Annotated in this window: 4 protein-coding genes; 1 reads left to right on the forward strand and 3 read right to left on the reverse strand. The window is 68.0% G+C overall.

Features of this window, described 5'->3' with window-relative positions; translation table 11 throughout:
* Together AC1DZ6_RS22740 and prfA are read right to left on the reverse strand one after the other, a co-directional pair.
* Positions 1-392 (reverse strand): TonB-dependent receptor plug domain-containing protein (locus AC1DZ6_RS22740; protein ID WP_477099383.1); only part of this gene is annotated, 392 nt, incomplete at its 3' end.
* A gap of 309 nt (positions 393-701) precedes the next feature.
* Positions 702-1769, reverse strand: coding sequence for a peptide chain release factor 1 (gene prfA, locus AC1DZ6_RS22745; RefSeq protein WP_477099384.1), 1068 nt, complete (start codon positions 1767-1769; stop codon positions 702-704).
* Between the two features lie 158 nt (positions 1770-1927).
* Between prfA and AC1DZ6_RS22750 the strand changes: the two genes are divergently transcribed.
* Positions 1928-2440: a DUF1993 domain-containing protein gene (locus AC1DZ6_RS22750; protein ID WP_477099385.1), complete on the forward strand. Its 513-nt coding sequence runs from the start codon at positions 1928-1930 to the stop codon at positions 2438-2440.
* A gap of 60 nt (positions 2441-2500) precedes the next feature.
* On the opposite strand, the gene AC1DZ6_RS22755 is transcribed toward AC1DZ6_RS22750, so the two are convergent.
* Positions 2501-2906, reverse strand: a 406-nt coding sequence (locus AC1DZ6_RS22755) for a molybdopterin-dependent oxidoreductase (protein WP_477099386.1), incomplete at its 5' end; no start/stop codon positions are given.

A 2906-nucleotide genomic window follows, 5' to 3' on the forward strand; every position in this document is an offset into this window, starting at 1 on the left:
GCCCTGGTCAGGGACAGGGCCGACGAGCCGTTGATCTCGACGCGGTTGAGGCTGGGATCGGCGCCGCGGATGCTGACGCCGCGGCCTTCGCCGTCCTGGCGGCTGATCTGCACGCCGGTCACCCGTTGCAGGGCCTCGGACAGGTTCTTGTCGGGGAAGTCGCCGATGTCCTCGGCCGAGATGGTGTCGACCACCTGCAGCGAGCTGCGCTTGACGTCCATGGCGCTGCGCAGCGAGGCGCGGATGCCGGTGACGACGATCTCCTCGACCGTGTCGGCGTTGGCCGGCGCGGGCGCGGTCTGGGCCAGGGCGGCGGCCGGAACCGACAGCAGGGCGGCGGTGATGGCTGCGCCCGAACAGCCGAGCCAAAGGCGCGTTCTCATCGACTTCATCGTGGTCTCCTCCCGATTTTCTGCCGTGGCTCGGTCGGTGCGCCAATGCGTCCGATGCCGAGGTCAACAGTTCATATTGTGGGATGCGTTCCCGTTAAACGGGACGATAACGCCGATCCGGGCATCGTGTCGAGAGTGTGCGTTTGTTTCAACGCTGACACGAAGGGGCGACGCCCTTCGCGTTCTGGGCGTAGAGCGGCGCACCGAGGCCTCCCCGCGAGGAGAAAGCGTCATCGAAGCGTGTGAAGGTGAGTGCTCGAAAGCGAGGATCGACGACGCCGGGACGCCCCGTCGAGCGGAAGTCGGGGCCTAGAAGCCCTCTTCCAGGCTGGCCAGGCGCGCGGCCTGATCCTCGGCGATCAACGGCTTGATCACGTCGTCCAGGCCATCGCCCTCGATCACCTTGGCCAGGTTGTAGAGGGTCAGGTTGATGCGGTGGTCGGTGACCCGGCCTTGCGGGAAGTTGTAGGTGCGGATGCGTTCCGAACGATCGCCGCTGCCGACCTGGTTCTTGCGGGCGTCGGAACGGGCGGTGTCGAGAGCCTCGCGCTGCATGTCGTACAGGCGCGCCTTCAGGTTCTTCATGGCCCGGGCGCGGTTCTGGTGCTGGCTCTTTTCCGACGAGGTCACCACCACGCCCGTGGGCAAGTGGGTGATGCGGACGGCCGAGTCGGTCTTGTTGACGTGCTGGCCGCCGGCCCCGGACGAGCGGTAGGTGTCGATCCGCAGGTCGCTGTCGTTGATCTCGATCTCGACGTCCTCGGCCTCGGGCAGCACCGCGACGGTGGCGGCCGAGGTGTGGATGCGGCCCTGCGCCTCGGTGGCCGGCACGCGCTGGACGCGGTGAACGCCGCTCTCGAACTTCCAGCGGCCGAACACGCCGTCGCCGGTCACCGAGGCGATGATTTCCTTGTAGCCGCCCATCTCGCCTTCGGAGACGCTGTCGACCTCGACCTTCCAGCCCTGCAGCGTCGCGTAGCGCTGGTACATGCGGAACAGGTCGCCGGCGAACAGCGCCGCTTCGTCGCCGCCGGTGCCGGCGCGGACTTCGAGGATGGCCGAAGCGTTCTCGTCCTTGTCGCGCGGAGCCAGCATCAGGGCCAGCTCGCGCTCCATCAGCGGCAGCTTGTCGTCCAGCGCCTGGATCTCGTCGGCGACCATGGCCGCCATCTCGGGATCGCCGGCCATCTCCTCGAGGTCGGCGCGCTCGGCGCTCAGCTTGGCCAGGGCCTGGACGGCTTCGGCCACCGGGCGGATCTCGGCGTGCTCCTTGGAGAGCTTGACGATCTCGGCGCCGTCGGTGGCCGCGCCCATGCGGGCTTCGACTTCACGGAAGCGGTCGAGAACTTGGTCGAGGCGGGCCTGGGGCAGTCGCAAGGGGGAACGTCACGCTGAGGGGAGTGGGCGGTCTCTCTACCGCTCCGAACGCCCCGCGTCACCCCTTGGCGGTTGGACCTGTAAAGCGCGGCCATGCGCCCCCATCTCCCGGTCGCGGCGTCTTCATCCCCCAAGCCGCGCCCCCTTCGGAGCTTTCCATGCCCCTGTCGATGCACCGCGCCTCGGTTCCCGTCTTCGTCCGCGCCCTCAAGGTGCTGGCGACCCTGCTCGAAAAGGGCGAGGCCCACGCCAAGGCCCAGGGCCTGGACCCGAACGACCTGGTCGCCGCCCGCCTGACCGACGACATGCTGCCGCTGGCGGGCCAGGTGCAGCGCGCCTCGGACGCCTCCAAGGGCGCGGTGTCGCGACTGACCGGCGTCGACGGCCCCGCCATGCCCGACGAGGAAACGACCTTCGCCGATCTTCAGAAGCGTGTTGCGGACACCCTGGCCTATATCCAGAGCGTCGATCCCAAGGCCTTCGAGGGCAGCGAGGAGCGCACCGTCGAGCTGAAGCTGCCGGGCGGGACCCTGACCTTCACCGGCGAGGACTATCTGTTCGGCTTCGCCCTGCCGAACTTCTTCTTCCACGTGGTCACGGCCTACGACATCCTGCGCCACAAGGGCGTGCAGATCGGCAAGCTGGACTATCTGGGGCCGGTGCAGAGCTAGGGCCCGGACTCTTTCCACCGTCATCCTCGGAACAAGTCCGAGGATGACGGATATGGGAGATCACCGAACCGCCTTCACCTCCACCGACACCAGCATCCGCGGCGAGCGGCCCGGACGCAGGTCGCCGTCGACCACCAGGCGGTAGGGGCCTTCCTTGGCGTCCAGCGGCTGGCCGTCCTTGCTGTCGGCGATGATCACCGGATTGGCGCGGTAGATCGGGTCGGTTTCGCCCAGGGAGTAACTCACGGTGAATCCGTCCACGCTCTTGGCGATCACAACCTGATTCAGGTAGCGCCCCATCAGCCGGTCGCCCGACACGACGCCGGCTTGCTTGAGGGCCGCGTTCAGCAAGGCGCCTTCGTAGGTGATCTGCTTGCCGTGCGCGGTGAAGGTCGCCTTGGCGCGCGGCAGGGCCTTCAGGTCCGCGGCCGTCAGCACCACGCTGTCACGGCCCTCGACGGTGACC

The sequence above is a fragment of the Caulobacter sp. P1_B12_2 genome (assembly GCF_056406675.1).